The sequence below is a fragment of the Streptomyces sp. NBC_00659 genome (assembly GCF_036226925.1).
Lineage (GTDB): Bacteria > Actinomycetota > Actinomycetes > Streptomycetales > Streptomycetaceae > Streptomyces.
Genome location: NZ_CP109031.1, coordinates 6896854 through 6911355 on the forward strand (window position 1 = coordinate 6896854; position 14502 = coordinate 6911355).

15 protein-coding genes are annotated in these 14502 nt (G+C 70.7%); 6 read left to right on the top strand and 9 right to left on the bottom strand.

Features of this window, described 5'->3' with window-relative positions:
- The first annotated feature begins 3 nt into the window (after positions 1-3).
- Positions 4-936 (top strand): recombination regulator RecX, encoded by a 933-nt coding sequence (recX, locus tag OG410_RS30170; protein WP_329301971.1) that lies wholly within the window; start codon positions 4-6, stop codon positions 934-936.
- Positions 937-967: 31 nt separating this feature from the next.
- On the opposite strand, the gene OG410_RS30175 is transcribed toward recX, so the two are convergent.
- The 8 genes from OG410_RS30175 to OG410_RS30205 form a co-directional block, all read right to left on the bottom strand.
- On the bottom strand, positions 968-1381 hold the full coding sequence (locus tag OG410_RS30175; RefSeq protein ID WP_329301972.1) for a rhodanese-like domain-containing protein: 414 nt from the start codon (positions 1379-1381) through the stop codon (positions 968-970).
- The gene (locus OG410_RS30180; protein WP_329301973.1) at positions 1378-1941 is read right to left on the bottom strand and encodes a cysteine dioxygenase; all 564 of its coding nucleotides are present in this window, start codon (positions 1939-1941) and stop codon (positions 1378-1380) included. Before OG410_RS30180 ends, OG410_RS30175 begins: the two co-directional genes overlap by 4 nt.
- 73 nt (positions 1942-2014) lie before the next feature.
- A complete protein-coding gene (locus OG410_RS42650) occupies positions 2015-2101 on the bottom strand; it encodes a putative leader peptide (protein WP_318722129.1) in 87 nt (28 codons plus the stop codon).
- A gap of 107 nt (positions 2102-2208) precedes the next feature.
- Positions 2209-3960, bottom strand: coding sequence for an FAD-dependent monooxygenase (locus OG410_RS30185; protein ID WP_329301974.1), 1752 nt, complete (start codon positions 3958-3960; stop codon positions 2209-2211).
- Between the two features lie 185 nt (positions 3961-4145).
- The gene (locus tag OG410_RS30190) at positions 4146-5039 is read right to left on the bottom strand and encodes an amino acid ABC transporter permease (protein WP_329301975.1); all 894 of its coding nucleotides are present in this window, start codon (positions 5037-5039) and stop codon (positions 4146-4148) included.
- Positions 5036-5704: an amino acid ABC transporter permease gene (locus tag OG410_RS30195; RefSeq protein WP_326785117.1), complete on the bottom strand. Its 669-nt coding sequence runs from the start codon at positions 5702-5704 to the stop codon at positions 5036-5038. Before OG410_RS30195 ends, OG410_RS30190 begins: the two co-directional genes overlap by 4 nt.
- Before the next feature lie 178 nt (positions 5705-5882).
- Positions 5883-6725 (bottom strand): glutamate ABC transporter substrate-binding protein, encoded by an 843-nt coding sequence (locus OG410_RS30200; protein ID WP_329301976.1) that lies wholly within the window; start codon positions 6723-6725, stop codon positions 5883-5885.
- Between the two features lie 110 nt (positions 6726-6835).
- Complete coding sequence (locus OG410_RS30205) at positions 6836-7612, bottom strand: amino acid ABC transporter ATP-binding protein (RefSeq protein WP_329301977.1); 777 nt, start codon at positions 7610-7612, stop codon at positions 6836-6838.
- A gap of 324 nt (positions 7613-7936) precedes the next feature.
- Here OG410_RS30205 and OG410_RS30210 point away from each other — a divergent pair, with 324 nt between their 5' ends.
- Both OG410_RS30210 and OG410_RS30215 read left to right on the top strand, forming a co-directional pair.
- The gene (locus tag OG410_RS30210; RefSeq protein WP_326785114.1) at positions 7937-8623 is read left to right on the top strand and encodes a response regulator transcription factor; all 687 of its coding nucleotides are present in this window, start codon (positions 7937-7939) and stop codon (positions 8621-8623) included.
- Between the two features lie 8 nt (positions 8624-8631).
- On the top strand, positions 8632-10038 hold the full coding sequence (locus tag OG410_RS30215) for a HAMP domain-containing sensor histidine kinase (RefSeq protein ID WP_329301978.1): 1407 nt from the start codon (positions 8632-8634) through the stop codon (positions 10036-10038).
- 34 nt (positions 10039-10072) lie between these two features.
- Here OG410_RS30215 and OG410_RS30220 read toward each other — a convergent pair whose 3' ends face one another.
- On the bottom strand, positions 10073-11071 hold the full coding sequence (locus OG410_RS30220; RefSeq protein WP_329301979.1) for a TAXI family TRAP transporter solute-binding subunit: 999 nt from the start codon (positions 11069-11071) through the stop codon (positions 10073-10075).
- A gap of 311 nt (positions 11072-11382) precedes the next feature.
- On the opposite strand from OG410_RS30220, the gene OG410_RS30225 reads away from it, so the two are divergent.
- From OG410_RS30225 to miaB, 3 genes are all read left to right on the top strand, one after another.
- Complete coding sequence (locus OG410_RS30225; RefSeq protein ID WP_329301980.1) at positions 11383-11820, top strand: hypothetical protein; 438 nt, start codon at positions 11383-11385, stop codon at positions 11818-11820.
- Positions 11821-11921: 101 nt separating this feature from the next.
- Entirely contained in the window at positions 11922-12800 is an 879-nt protein-coding gene (locus OG410_RS30230) for an alpha/beta hydrolase (RefSeq protein ID WP_329301981.1), read from the top strand.
- A 141-nt stretch (positions 12801-12941) separates the two neighbouring features.
- Entirely contained in the window at positions 12942-14468 is a 1527-nt protein-coding gene (gene miaB, locus OG410_RS30235) for a tRNA (N6-isopentenyl adenosine(37)-C2)-methylthiotransferase MiaB (RefSeq protein WP_329301982.1), read from the top strand.
- The last annotated feature ends 34 nt before the right edge of the window (positions 14469-14502 follow it).

Here is a 14502-nt window from a genome sequence, read left to right on the forward strand (position 1 = left end):
TCCATGACACGACGAACCGACTGGGCCGAGTACGCCTATCCCCTCACCCCCGACGGGCCGGGGCAGGGGTACGACGGGGGTGACGGCGGTCCGGCCGGAGACGGTGACAGGCCGTACGGCGGTGCCGGGGGGTACGGAGGCCATCCGTACGGCACCGACGGCGGGTTCCACGAAGCCGACGGTTTCTACGGCGTCGCTCCGGAGGAACGGGATCCGGACGGCGGAGGTTCGACGGGCGGTGACGCACGGCACGGTGACGGCCTGCCGCGCGGTCACGGCTCGCCGGACGCGGTCTCCCGGCGCGGTGGACGCGCCGACGGCGGACCGCGTGGTGGAAGGGGTCGTCGACGGCGCGGCGGTTTCGGTGAACCGTCCGGCGACCCGCGGGACGGAGACACCCCCACCTCGTCGAGGGCCGAGAAGGGGGAGTCCCCGGGGGACCCGGCTGAGCGGGCGCGAGCGATCTGTCTGCGCCTGCTCACCGGGACCCCGCGCACGCGCAAGCAACTGGCGGACGCGTTGCGCAAGCGCGAGATCCCCGACGAGGTGGCGGACGAGGTGCTGTCACGGTTCGAGGAGGTCGGGCTGATCAACGACAGCGCCTTCGCGGACGCCTGGGTCGAGTCCCGGCACCATGGCCGGGGGCTGGCCCGGCGGGCGCTCGTCCAGGAACTGCGGACCAAGGGCGTGGAATCGACGCTGATCGACGAAGCCGTCGGACAGCTCGACGCCGAGCAGGAGGAGGCGACCGCGCGCGAGCTGGTCGCGCGCAAGTTGCGCTCCACCCGCGGACTGGACCGCGACAAGCGGCTGAGACGCCTCGCCGGCATGCTCGCCCGCAAGGGCTACTCCCAGGGCATGGCCCTGCGTGTGGTCCGCCGGGCGCTGGAGGAAGAGGGCGAGGACACGGAAGGGCTCGGGGACGAGGGATTCTGATCCGACGGGCGCCCGTCCGCGAGGAGCGCGGTCAGCTCCCCGTGCCGGTGGCCGTCACCGGAAGGCCCGCGCTCTTCCACGCCTGGAAGCCGCCGATCAGATCGGTGGCCCTGTGCAGTCCGAGCCGGCGCAGGGACTCGGCGGCCAGGCTGGAGGCGTACCCCTCGTTGCAGAACAGCACGACCCGCAGGTCATGGCTCGTGGCCTCCGGGGCGCGGTGACTGCCCGTGGGGTCGAGCCGCCACTCCAGTTCGTTGCGCTCGACGACGAGGGCGCCGGGGATCAGGCCGTCCCGTTCCCGCAGGGCGGCGTACCGGGTGTCGACCAGAAGGGCTTCTCCACTCCGCACGGCCTCGTAGGCCTCCTCGGCCTCCACCCGGTCCAGGCCCGCGCGGACCTGCTCCAGCAAGGTGTCGATGCCGACGGGCTGCCGGGTGTCACTCACTGCCAGTCCTCCGGACGTTCGACATGCTCCAGACGCAGGACCGGGCCCGTACGGCTGTAGCGGCGGATCTGCGGGAGCGGCGGGTAGTAGGCGTGGACCGAGATCGCGTGCTCCTCGGCGGACTCGTTCAGTACCTCGTGCACGTGATGGCGCCCGAAGCCGCGGCCGGTGCCCGCCGGCAGTTTCCGCTGCCGGTCGATGTCCTCGGTGAGTTCCAGGGTCTTCCAGCCGTCGGCGGGCAGCCGGGCGGCGAGGGAGTTCTCCTTGAGTTCGCCCCGCGCGGTGAGGAAGGCGCCCACCGATTCGGCGTGGTCGTGCCAGCCGGTTCCGGTGCCCGGCGGCCAGCCGATGAGCCAGGCCTCACTGCCGCCGGGGCCTTCGAGCCGCACCCAGGTACGGCCCTCGGGGTCGAGGGGGAGCGAGGCGATCAGCTCGGCGTCGGCTGCCGTGCGGCGTACGAAGGCCAGCAGGTCGGCCTGCGTGGGGGTACGGGGTGCGCCGGATACCGCGGAGGCGGCGGCTGCCGAGGCAGACGTGGAGACAGGGGGTGGTACAGACACTCGGACCGTCCTGAGAGTTCGCGAGAAAGACGCGGCGGCACGGCGGCTGCGCGCGGGAGATGAGGATGCGAAGTCAGAAGGACGGACGACACACGCAGCCCGCATAGCGGACGAGGTCCATATGGACCCTCCGCCACAGGCGCACACAGGTGTCGGTCACGATCCGGAGTAGACCATGGCGGCGGGGACCGGTCAACTCACCGTCACTATGTGGACCATGGAGGCCCGAAGGACCGGGAAACCCCGGGCCGGACGGTCACGGGGTGTTCATCTCCTGCCCGCGGTCGCCTCCGCGGCGCTCTCCGCGTCCACCTGGGCCGCCGGACCCCCGAGGGTCGCCTCGGCCGCCTCGTACAGGTCGGCCGGCCGGACCCCGCTGAGCGCGGTGACCAGGTGCCCGTCGGGGCGGACCAGCAGCACGGTGTGCGCCGCCGCGCCCGGGTAGCTCTCCGCGACGAGCAGTTCGGCGGGGTGCGGCAGCGCGGTCACGGCGGCGGCGAGCCGGGGCATGACGCCGGCCGTCACCCAGTGCTTGCGGGCCCACACCCCCGTACCCGGAGCGATCAGCACGACGAGCAGGACCCCGCGCCCGAGCCGTTCCCGCAGCGGTACGAACGAACCGTCCTCCGCAGTCACCCGGACATCGACGACCGGAGCACCGGGCTCGGTGTCGACAGGGGCGTGCGACTCGGCGGGCGGAGGCATGAGAGGGGAGTGGGCGTACGCCCCCGGCGCACCCAGCGGGCCGCGACCCAGGTGGCCGTCCGTGAGCAGGGCGTCGTGGCCGCGGGCGGCCCCGGGGACGTAGGCGCGCAGACCGCCGCCGCTGCGCAGCAGGGGCAGTGCCTGGTCGGCGGCGCGCAGCCGGGCGGCGACCACCGCGCGCCGTTCCGTCTGGTAGCTGTCGAGGAGCGCGGGGTGCGGGCCGTGGTGCCAGGTGAGCGCCAGCTTCCAGGCGAGGTTGTCGGCGTCCCGCAGCCCCTCGTCCAGGCCCTGGGTGCCGAGGGCGCCGAGCAGATGGGCCGCGTCCCCGGCGAGGAAGACCCGACCGGCGCGCCAGCGGCGGGCCAGCCGGTGGTGGACGGTGTGGACTCCGGTGTCGAGCAGTTCGTACGCGGGTGTGGCGCCGCCGCTCCAGCCCCCGAGGGTCTCCCGGATGCGGGCCACCAGCAGGTCAGGCGTGACGAGGTCCTTGCCCGGTGGCAGCAGCCAGTCAAGACGCCAGACGTCCTCGGCGAGCGGACGGGCGCTCACCTCGCCGGCCGAGGGGCCGGAGCTGCGCCACGGCATCATCCGGTGCAGCAACGCCTCCCCGGGCCAGGGGAGTTCCGTGCGCAGGGCCGCCACGGCGTGGCGTTCGACGGCGGTGCGCCCGGGGAAGCGGATGTCCTGGAGCTTGCGCACCGTCGAGCGCGGTCCGTCGCAGCCGACCAGGTAACTGCCACGCCACCAGGTGCCGTTGGGTCCCCGGGTGTGCGCCGTGACGCCGGAGGTGTCCTGCTCGACGGAGTCGAGGCGGCTGTGCACGGCGACCTTGATGAGCCGCTCGTGGATGATGGCCTCGCGCAGGGCGCCGGTCAGCGCGTGCTGGGCGATGTGCAGGGGGGCGCTGAACTCCTCACCGTCCGCGGCGCTTTCCGTATCCCGGGACGGGCCGGTGCCGCGTGGGGCGACGATCCCCCGAGGATCGTCGCCCCACGCGGCACCGGCGCCGAGAGGATCGGCGACGCCCTTCGTGCTCCCGGGAGTCTTCCCGTCGAAGGTGATCTCGCGCATCACCTGCCTGCGCCGCATCGACCGCCATCCGGCCCAACGGAAGCCGGCGTCGTCGAGAGGCAGTCCTGTCAGCCGTTCGACCAGCGCGACCGTGTCCTCGCGCAGCACCACGGTCCGCGCGAGCCGCTGTTCGTCCTTGCCCGGTCCCTCGTCGAGGACCACGGAGGGGACTTCCTGGCGAGCCAGCGCAAGGGCCAGCGTGAGCCCCACGGGCCCCGCTCCGACGATGATCACCGGGTCCACGGCGCGGTGCCCCCTGCACGGAGCTGTGTCCTGAGGGACGTACGGGAACAGGCAGGTGGAGCAGGGTGCACGATCACAGAACGTATGCAACCCATTGCCGCTGCTTGCGTCAAGTGACGGGGTCAGTGGCGGTCCCGTCACTGACCCCTTCGGTCACACCGATCGACTGATGTTCGGACGATTCGTCAGATCGCGCCCCCGCCAGCACCCGTGGCCGTCGTACCGGCGATGGTCGCGTCGTTCGGCGAGAGCACCGCGCCGGTCGACTTCTTGCCGCGGCGCAGTCGCCCCTCCAGCCAGGAGGCGAAGCTGGTGATCGCGAAGTTCACCACGATGAAGATGACGGCGACCACGATGAAGCTCGGGACGACGTTGGCGTAGTTGGCCGCGAGGGTGCTGCGTGCGACGAGGAGTTCCGTGTAGCCGATCATCACACCGCCCAGCGCGGTGTCCTTCACGATGACGACGAGCTGGCTGACGATCGCCGGGAGCATCACGGTGACCGACTGCGGCAGCAGGATACTGGTCATCGTCTGGCCCTTGCGCAGCCCGATCGCGTACGCGGCCTCCGTCTGTCCTCTGGGGAGCGCGAGGATGCCCGCCCGTACGACCTCGGCGAGGACCGCGGAGTTGTAGAGCACCAGACCGGTGACGACCGCGTAGAACGGACGGTCCTCGCTCGCGACGTTCGCGGACTTGGCGTAGAGCTCGTTCGCGAACAGCATGAGCAGCAGGACCGGGATGGACCGGAAGAACTCGACCACGGCGCCCACGGGAACCCGCACCCAGCGGTGGTCGGACAGACGTGCGATACCGAGGGCGGCGCCCAGGGGAAGGGCGATCACCATGCTGAGCGCGGCGGCCTTCAGTGTGTTCCAGAGACCCGGCAGCAGATACGTGTTCCAGGCGTCGGCTGTGGTGAACGGCTCCCACAGGTCCCACTTGAGCTGGCCCTTGTCGTCCATCACCAGCCAGATCCACCACAGGAGCAGTCCGAGCAGGACGACGAAGAGCACCGAGAGGACCACATTGCGGCGCTTGGCGCGGGGGCCGGGGGCGTCGTAGAGGACGGAGGTCATCGCTTTACCGCCAGTCGCTTGCCCAGCCAGCCGAGGACGAGGCCGGTGGGGAGGGTCAGGACCACGAAGCCGAAGGCGAAGACCGCGGCGATGAGGACCGTCTGGGCCTCGTTCTCGATCATCGTCTTCATCAGGCTCGCGGCCTCGGCCACGCCGATGGCGGCGGCCACGGTCGTGTTCTTGGTCAGTGCGATCAGCACGTTCGCCAGCGGGATGATGACGGAACGGAACGCCTGCGGCAGCACGACGAGCCTCAGGGTCTGGCTGAAGCTGAGCCCGATCGCGCGGGCCGCCTCGGCCTGTCCGACCGGCACGGTGTTGATGCCGGAGCGCAGCGCCTCGCAGACGAACGCCGCGTGGTAGCCGACGAGACTGAGCACCGCGAGCCGGAAACCCTGGACATCGAAGTTGTCGGACGCGCCCATCGTCACACCGAAGATGTCCGCGAGGCCGAGCGAACTGAACACGATGATGACCGTCAGCGGGATGTTCCGGACGATGTTCACGTAGGCGGTGCCGAATCCGCGCATGAGCGGGACCGGGCTGACCCGCATCGCGGCCAGCAGGGTGCCCAGGACCAGGGAGCCGAGGGCGGAGACGACGGTGAGCTTCACCGTCGTCCAGAACGCCCCCAGGACGTCATAACCTTGAAGAAAGTCGAACACGATCTCCCGCGCTTCCGGGTGGTGGCGTACGTGGCGGACTGGGCGGGCGCGGCATGCCGCCGCCGTGATCGCGACGGACGGCGGCACACCTGCGCAACCCCGTGTGAACCGCGGATTCCCGCGTCGTCCGAGGTCCCTGCGTTTCTCGCGGTGCCCGTGTCACCGGGCGGTGTCCGCGCTACTTGACGATGACGCCGACCTTCGGGGCCTGCTCGTACTGGTACTTCGCCGGGCCGAAGTTCTTCTCGACCGCCTGCTTCCAGGCGCCGTCGCTGACCATCTTCTCCAGCGCGGTGTTGATCTTCTTCTCCAGCTCGGCATCGCCCTTCTTGACGCCGATGCCGTAGTTCTCATTGCTCAGCTTGAGGCCGGCGAGCTTGAACTGGTCCTTGTACTTGTCCTGCGCGGCGAAGCCCGCGAGGATCGAGTCGTCGGTGGTCACCGCGTCGACGGCACCGCTCTGCAGGGCGGCGATGCACTCCGAGTAGCCGCTGTACTTCTTCAGGTTGGCCTTCGGGGCGATGGTGTCGTGGATGTTCTGCGCCGAGGTCGAACCGGTCACGGAGCAGAGCTTCTTGCCGTTGAGGTCCGTGGCCTTCGAGATGTTCGCGTCCTTCTTGACCAGCAGGTCCTGGTGGGCCAGCAGGTACGGGCCCGCGAAGTCGACCTTCTGCTTGCGCTCGTCGGTGATCGAGTAGGTGGCCGCGATGAACTTCACGTCGCCGCGGGCGAGCGCGTTCTCGCGGTCGGCGCTCTTGGTCTCGATGAACTCGATCTGGCTGGGCTTGTAGCCGAGTTCCTTGGCCACGTAGGTCGCGACGTCCACGTCGAAACCGGCGAAGGAGCCGTCGGGCTGCTTCAGGCCGAGACCGGGCTGGTCGTACTTGATGCCGACCTTGACCTTGCCGCCGCCCGAGGGCGAGGACCCGCTGTCGTCCTTGTCGCTCGAACCGCACGCGGTGGCGGTCGCGGCGAGTGCGAGTACGGCGGCCGAGGCGGCGGCTGCCTTGCGGAGCTTCATGGTGAACATCCTTTGAGTCAGGGCGAAGTACGGGCCGTCGACGGGCGGGATCCCCGTGGACCGGGACGTGGTCCCCCCGCAGGGGGAGGCGGTCTCCCGGCGCGGAGACATCAGTGGTGGAGGATCTTCGAGAGGAAGTCCTTGGCACGGTCGCTGCGCGGATTGCTGAAGAACTGGTCCGGCACAGCCTCTTCGACGATGCGGCCGTCGGCCATGAAGACGACCCGGTTGGCAGCCGAACGGGCGAAGCCCATCTCATGGGTGACGACGATCATGGTCATGCCGTCCCGGGCGAGCTGCTGCATGACCTCGAGGACCTCGTTGATCATCTCGGGGTCCAGCGCCGAGGTCGGCTCGTCGAACAGCATGACCTTCGGGTCCATCGCCAACGCCCTTGCGATGGCGACGCGTTGCTGCTGGCCGCCCGACAGCTGCGCCGGGTACTTGTCCGCTTGCGTGCTGACGCCGACGCGGTCGAGCAGGGCGCGCGCCTTCTCCTCCGCCGCCTGCTTGCCGCTCCTGCGGACCTTGATCTGCCCCAGCATCACGTTCTCGAGCACGGTCTTGTGCGCGAAGAGGTTGAAGGACTGGAAGACCATGCCCACATCGGCGCGGAGCCGGGCGAGCGCCTTGCCTTCCTGGGGCAGCGGCTTGCCGTCGATCGAGATGTCACCCGAATCGATCGTCTCCAGACGGTTGATGGTGCGGCACAGGGTGGACTTCCCGGACCCGGAGGGCCCGATGACCACGACGACCTCGCCACGCGTGATCGTCAGGTCGATGTCCTGGAGCACGTGCAACGCGCCGAAGTGCTTGTTGACGCTCTTCAGGACGACCAGTTCGTCGGTCCCGGCCGTGGCGTCCTTGGCCGCCGATGCTTCGGTCATCGCTTTTGGGCTCCGTCCTCCTCGTTTCGGAGGACAGTAGTAACCCCTCACGACCAGCGTCATTACATCTGAGGGGAACTTGAGCATCACGATCCGGTAGCAATCGGACACGTGTCGTAGCAGTCGTACGGACGCGCGTACCGGCTGGGTAACGGAAGCCCCGGGCAACCCGAAGCCCCTTGACGCCGTCCTTGTCCATCGGCGTGACTTCCTTGGTGCACGCGCGCGTGCACCGACGTTCTTGAAAAGGACCGTTCGACCGATGAGACCCGAGACCGTACGACCGACGAAACGGGTACGACCGATGAACCGGAGGGGGCCGGAATGAGACTGCTCCTCGTAGAGGACGACAACCATGTCGCCGCCGCCCTGTCCGCGGTGCTGGCACGGCACGGCTTCGAGGTCACGCATGCCCGGAGCGGCGAGGAGGCCCTTCAGGCCCTCGTCCCGGAGAGCGACGGCTTCGGCGTCGTCCTGCTCGACCTGGGACTGCCCGACCAGGACGGCTACGAGGTCTGCGGCAAGATCCGCAAGCGGACCGCCACGCCGGTGATCATGGTCACCGCGCGCGCGGACGTACGGTCCCGCATCCACGGCCTCAACCTCGGCGCCGACGACTACGTCGTGAAGCCCTACGACACCGGGGAACTGCTCGCCCGGATCCACGCCGTCAGCCGGCGCAGCGCCCACGACGACGTGTCGGCTTCCGGCGAGACCATGGTGCTGCTCGGCCCCGTACGCATCGAACTCCCGAACCGCCAGGTCACCGTGGACGGTTCGACGGTCCAGCTGACCCGCAAGGAGTTCGACCTGCTCGCTCTGCTGGCCCAGCGCCCCGGGGTGGTGTTCCGCCGGGAGCAGATCATCAGCGAGGTGTGGCGTACGAGCTGGGAAGGAACCGGCCGCACGCTGGAGGTGCACGTGGCGTCGCTGCGCTCCAAGCTGCGCATGCCGGCGCTGATCGAGACCGTACGAGGCGTCGGGTACCGGCTCGTCGCCCCGGCCGCGTAGCGGGCACGGTGCGTACCCGTCTGCTGCCGCTGCTCATCGTCCTGATGGCGGCCGTGCTGCTCGCGCTCGGCGTCCCGCTCGCGGTGAGCGTCGCCGCGGCGCAGCAGCAGCGCGTGGTCGTCGACCGCATCGACGACACCGCGCGCTTCGCGGCCCTGGCCCAGTACGTCACCGACTACCCGAGCCGTTCCCGGGCCGGCTTCCCCGACGAGCGCGGCGAGACCCTGCGCGCCGAACTCACCCGCTACCGCGAGGTGTACGGCATCCGGGTCGGCGTCTTCTACCGCGACGACGAGCCGATGGCCAACGCGCCGGCGAACTGGTTCCTGCCCAAGGCCGGAGCGGCCCGCGGCGCCTTCAAAGAGGCGCTCGTCAGCCGCCGCAGCCACGATCCCGAACAGGTCTGGCCCTGGCAGCACCACCGTCTCGTCGTCGCCTCCCCGGTCGTCAGGGACGGTGACGTCGTCGCCGTCGTCGTCACCGACTCGCCCACCGGGCAGATGCGTTCCAAGACGCTGAACGGATGGCTGATCATCGGCGCGGGCGAGATCGCCGCGATGCTGCTCGCGCTCGGTGCCGCGCTGCGCCTCACCGGCTGGGTGCTCAAGCCCGTACGCGTTCTCGACGCCACCACCCACGACATCGCGACCGGCCGGCTGAAGTCCCGGGTCGCGCCCGCCGGCGGACCGCCCGAACTCCAGCGCCTGGCAAGGTCGTTCAACGAGATGGCGGACAACGTCGAGAGCGTGCTGGAACAGCAGCGCGCCTTCGTCGCGGACGCCTCGCACCAACTGCGCAACCCGCTCTCGGCGCTGCTGCTGCGAATCGAGCTGCTGGCCCTCGAACTCCCCGAGGGCAACGAGGAGATCGCGTCCGTCCGCACCGAGGGCAAGCGGCTGACCCAGGTGCTCGACGACCTGCTCGACCTGGCACTCGCCGAGCACGCCGAAGCCGATGTGCGCCTGACCGACATCGGCGCGCTGGCCGCCGAGCGCGTGGCGTCCTGGCAGCCGGTCGCCGACAGCAGAGGCGTCCGGCTGGCGGGGAACTGCCCGCCTACGACCGCCTGGGCCGACCCCATCACGCTGTCCAGCGCCCTGGACGCGGTGATAGACAACGCGGTCAAGTTCACGCCGGAGGGGGAGACGGTCGAGGTGACGGTCGCCTCGAACGGCGCGTCCTCCACCGTCGTCGTCACCGACGGCGGCCCCGGCCTCGGCGACGAGGACCTGGCCCGCATAGGCGACCGCTTCTGGCGCAGCGCGGCCCATCAGAACATCAAGGGATCGGGCCTCGGCCTCTCCATCTCCCGGGCCCTGCTCGCCGCGGGCGGCGGCTCCATCGCGTACGGCCACCACGAACCGCACGGTCTGCGGGTGACGGTGACCGTGCCCAGGTCGGAGCCGGTGACCTGACGGATCCCGCGGCGAGCCCCCACCGCGGGTGCCGCTACGGCTTGATCGACCGGTAGTAGCGGCGCGCGCCCTCGTGCAGCGGCAGCGGGTCCGTGTAGATCGCCGTGCGCAGGTCCACGAGCTGGGCCGCGTGCACCACGGCGCCGATGCGGTCGCGGCTCGCGATCACCGTGCGGGTGAGCGCCTCGGTGAGGTCCGCGTCCGTGTCCTCCCGGGTGATCAGGAAGTTCGCCACGGCCAGAGTCGGCACTGCGGAACCACGCTGCGACGCGGGATAGGCGTCCGCGGGCATCACGGCCGAGCGGTAGTAGCTGGAGGCACCGCCCTGCGCGTGCAGCTTCTCGACGAGGTCGCTGCCGATCGGTACCAGCCGGATGTCATCGGTCTCGGAGAGGTTCTGGACGGCGTTCGTCGGCAGACCGCCCGACCAGAAGAACGCGTCGATCTTGTGCTCTTCGAGCAGGCCGGGCATGGTCGCGATGCCCTCGTCGAGGGGCGTTATGTCCGTCTCGGGGTCGAGGCCCGCCGCCTCGAGCACATGGTTCGCGATCAGCCGGACCCCGGATCCGCCCGGTCCCACGGCGACCTTCATGCCCTTCAGGTCCTCGACGGACTGCACGGGCGAGGAGCGCGGGACGACCAGGTGCACATAGTCGTCGTAGAGCCGCGAGCAGCCGCGCAGCCGGCGGGCGCCCGGTTTGTGCTGGTGGAGGTACGTCTCCACGGCGTCGGCCGCCGCGATGGTGAAGTCGGCCTTGCCGGTGGCCACACGGCTGATGTTCGCCTGCGATCCGTCGCTGTCCCACAGCCGCACGTTCAGGTCGGGCATGTCCTTGGCGATGGCGCCCTGCAGGAGCTTGCCGTACATCTGGTAGACCCCGGTCGCGGTGCCCGTGCTGAAGGTGATCGTCCCGCTCGGGGATTCCTCGCCCAGCGGCAGCAGCCACCACAGCAGCAGCCCGACGACCGCGAGGACGGCCGCCGAGCCGGACAGCGCGAGTCGCCGGCCGATACGGGTCAGTGCCTGGAACATGCGCGCGATCCTGCCAGCCCGGGCCCGGTCCTGGCCAGGCCGGGCCCGGGAGGGGCGCGGCGGATCGGTAGGCTCGTCGAATGCAGTCGCCGCCGCCGTTGCCGTCGCAGGTCCCACCGTCCGGTTCTTCCGTGTCCACGGTCCCACCGTCCGGTTCTTCCGTGTCCACGGTCCCGCCGTCCGGTTCGCCCGTGTCCTCGGTTCCGCCGTCCGGTTCTTCCGTGTCCACGGTCCCACCGTCCGGTTCTTCCGTGTCCACGGTCCCGCCGTCCGGTTCGCCCGTGTCCTCGGTTCCGCCGTCCGGTTCTTCCGTGTCCACGGTCCCGCCATCGCCCTCCCTGGCTTCCCCGGCTTCCCCGGCCTCACTGGTCCGTGAGTTCCATCTCGCCTTCGGCCTCGATGTCCGCGGCACCCCGACCGAGGTCTCCCCGAAGCTCGCCGCACACCGGGGCGAGCTGCTGGCGGAGGAGGCCGCCGAGGTCGCCGAGGTCTCGGTCGGCGGCCCGCTCGACCGGCTGGCGCACGAGCTCGCCGATGTCGTGTACGTGGCGTACGGCACGGCCCTCGTCCACGGGGTCGACCTCGACGCGGTGATCGCCGAGATCCACCGGGCCAACATGACGAAGCTCGGCCCCGACGGGCACGTCGCCCGCAGAGCCGACGGCAAGGTCCTCAAGGGCGAGCACTACCGGGCACCGGACGTGTCGGAGGTGCTGCGGCGGCAGGGGTGGAGCGCGCCGGACGCGTAGGACCCGGGGCGCGCCCACGGCGGAGGCCGTACGGGCCGCCGCCACCAAACGGGCCGCCCCGAGGGGAGGCCGAACGGGCACAGCGACGACCAGGAGAGCGCATGAACGAGCCGGCCGGGTCCGACCTGCCCGTCGAGGGCGGAACCCTCCGCGTCCTGAGGTTCGGCAGGGGGCCGCGGATCGCTCTGGCGGCACACGGCATCACCGGATCCGGGATGTCCTTCCGCGCCATGGCCCGTCACCTCCCCGACGAGTGGAGTCTGTTCGCACCCGACCTGCGCGGACGCGGCGGAAGCGCGGACACCCCCGGCCCGTACGGCCTCGACCGGCACGCCATGGACCTGTGCCGTCTGGCCCAGGACGTGGGCGGCGGCCGGCCGGTCGCCCTGACCGGGCACTCGATGGGCGCTTACACCGCGCTGAGAGCGGCCGCGCTCCGTCCCGCGCTGTTCGACCGGCTGCTGCTCGTCGACGGCGGTCTGCCGCTGCCCGTCCCGCCCGGCACGGATCTCGACGCCGTCCTCGACACCACGCTCGGACCCGCGCTGGCCCGCCTCGGCCGGACGTACGAGACCGACGCGGCCTACGTCGACTTCTTCCGCGCGCATCCGGCGCTCGGACCGCACTGGAACGCGGACATCGAGACGTACGTGCGCTACGACGTCACGGGCCCCCGGGGTGCCAGGCGCTCGAAGGTGCGGGAGGAGGCCGTGCGGCACGACGGGCGCGATCTGCTGACATCCGCCGACCTGTTCGCCGCCGGCCTCACGGGGCTGGGCGTCCCGGTCCTGCTGCTGCACGCGTCCCTCGGACTGCTCGGCCAGGAGCCGCCGATGCTGGAGGCGTCCGTCGTCGCACGCTGGACCGGCGGGCCGGTGAACCTCCCCGCCGAGCTGGTCGAGGGCTCCAACCACTACACGATCCTGCTCGGAACCGCCGCGAGGACCGTCGCCGAGCGGTTCGTCGCGCTGGGCGGGTGACGGAGGGGTGCGGGGGAGGAGGGGGTGCCGGAGGCCTCCGACCGCACGCCGGGTGCCGGAAACCGCACGTCGTGTGACGGGCAACGGGTGGCCCCGGCTCCGGCGTCCGGACGTACTCCCGGCACCGCCTACCCTTGTCCCATGAGCAGCGGCGACCGGAGTCAGGCAGTGGACGTTCAGGAATCCAAGACGTACGAAGTGCGCACCTATGGGTGTCAGATGAACGTCCACGACTCCGAACGGCTCTCCGGGCTCCTCGAAGGCGCCGGTTACGTGCGGGCGCCCGAGGGCGCGGACGGGGACGCGGACGTCGTCGTCTTCAACACCTGCGCCGTACGCGAGAACGCCGACAACAAGCTCTACGGCAACCTCGGCCGCCTCGCCCCGATGAAGACGAAGCGCCCCGGCATGCAGATCGCCGTCGGCGGCTGCCTCGCCCAGAAGGACCGCGACACCATCGTGAAGCGGGCGCCCTGGGTGGACGTCGTCTTCGGCACGCACAACATCGGCAAACTGCCCGTCCTCCTGGAGCGCGCCCGCGTTCAGGAAGAGGCGCAGATCGAGATCGCCGAGTCCCTGGAGGCCTTCCCCTCCACGCTGCCGACCCGCCGCGAGAGCGCGTACGCGGCCTGGGTGTCGATCTCCGTCGGCTGCAACAACACCTGCACGTTCTGCATCGTCCCCGCGCTGCGCGGCAAGGAGAAGGACCGCAGGACCGGCGACATCCTGGCCGAGATCGAGGCACTGGTCGGCGAGGGCGTCTCCGAGATCACCCTCCTCGGCCAGAACGTCAACGCGTACGGCAGCGACATCGGCGACCGCGAGGCCTTCAGCAAGCTGCTGCGCGCCTGCGGGAAGATCGAGGGCCTGGAGCGCGTGCGCTTCACCTCGCCGCACCCGCGCGACTTCACCGACGACGTGATCGCCGCCATGGCGGAGACGCCGAACGTGATGCCGCAGCTGCACATGCCGATGCAGTCCGGATCGGACACCGTCCTGAAGGCCATGCGCCGCTCGTACCGCCAGGAGCGCTTCCTCGGGATCATCGAGAAGGTCCGGGCCGCCATCCCGCACGCGGCGATCACCACCGACATCATCGTGGGCTTCCCCGGCGAGACGGAGGAGGACTTCGAGCAGACCCTCCACGCGGTCCGCGAGGCCCGCTTCTCGGCGGCGTTCACGTTCCAGTACTCCAAGCGCCCCGGAACTCCGGCGGCCACCATGGAGGGGCAGATCCCCAAGGAGGTCGTCCAGGCGCGCTACGAGCGTCTCGTCGCCCTCCAGGAGGAGGTCTCCTGGGACGAGAACAAGAAGCAGGTCGGCCGCGTCCTGGAGCTGATGGTCGCCGAGGGCGAGGGCCGCAAGGACGGCGCCACCCACCGCCTCTCGGGCCGCGCCCCCGACAACCGGCTGGTCCACTTCACCAAGCCCGACGCACAGGTCCGCCCCGGTGACGTGGTCACCGTCGAGATCACGTACGCCGCCCCGCACCACCTGCTCGCCGAGGGCGCCGTCCTGGACGTGCGCCGCATGCGCGCGGGGGACGCCTGGGAGAAGCGCAACGCCGCCGAGACCGCCAAGCCGGCCGGCGTCATGCTGGGCCTGCCGAAGATCGGCGCCCCCGAGCCGCTTCCGGTCGCCACGGGCAGCGGCCGCGGCTGCGACTGACCGGGACCGCCGGGGCGGACCGGGCGGTGTGCGG

Excerpts from the sequence above, each read along its gene's own strand:
- miaB (WP_329301982.1), top strand. The coding sequence starts at position 12,942 with ATGAGCAGCGGCGACCGGAGTCAGGCAGTGGACGTTCAGGAATCCAAG.
- recX (WP_329301971.1), top strand. The coding sequence starts at position 4 with ATGACACGACGAACCGACTGGGCCGAGTACGCCTATCCCCTCACCCCC.
- OG410_RS30205 (WP_329301977.1), bottom strand. The coding sequence starts at position 7,612 with ATGACCGAAGCATCGGCGGCCAAGGACGCCACGGCCGGGACCGACGAA.
- OG410_RS30220 (WP_329301979.1), bottom strand. The coding sequence starts at position 11,071 with ATGTTCCAGGCACTGACCCGTATCGGCCGGCGACTCGCGCTGTCCGGC.
- OG410_RS30230 (WP_329301981.1), top strand. The coding sequence starts at position 11,922 with ATGAACGAGCCGGCCGGGTCCGACCTGCCCGTCGAGGGCGGAACCCTC.
- OG410_RS30190 (WP_329301975.1), bottom strand. The coding sequence starts at position 5,039 with ATGACCTCCGTCCTCTACGACGCCCCCGGCCCCCGCGCCAAGCGCCGC.
- OG410_RS30200 (WP_329301976.1), bottom strand. The coding sequence starts at position 6,725 with ATGAAGCTCCGCAAGGCAGCCGCCGCCTCGGCCGCCGTACTCGCACTC.
- OG410_RS30210 (WP_326785114.1), top strand. The coding sequence starts at position 7,937 with ATGAGACTGCTCCTCGTAGAGGACGACAACCATGTCGCCGCCGCCCTG.